This is a genomic window from Dellaglioa sp. CoH-57-MRSF-20 (assembly GCF_056781955.1).
In genome coordinates this window covers 1-234 of sequence record NZ_JBXAXV010000341.1, presented here as the reverse complement: position 1 = coordinate 234, position 234 = coordinate 1, and the positions used below count along the sequence as shown (strand labels likewise).

The following is a 234-nucleotide window of genomic DNA, read 5'->3' as shown; positions in this document are numbered from 1 at the left end:
ATCATGTTCCACTCGGCTTTTGGTGTGATCTTGCGGTATGACGCGTACACGGATTCGGAGTCGTGTCGCATCAATTCCTGCAACTGGTGGGCTGCGTGGAAGCCGTTCGACGAAGAGTCGCGTCGCCGTGGTCGCACGTCCAGTGGCTCGTACCAATCGCTGGAACATCCGGAGTGGTATCGCGATGAGCGGTTCGACAACAAGTCTCCGGATGATCTGTTCTGGTTTGGCTAC

1 protein-coding gene is annotated in these 234 nt (G+C 56.4%); it reads left to right on the top strand.

What is annotated here, in order from left to right:
* On the top strand, nucleotides 1-234 hold a 234-nt coding region (locus tag AC1RPN_RS09230; protein WP_481763885.1), incomplete at both ends, for a hypothetical protein.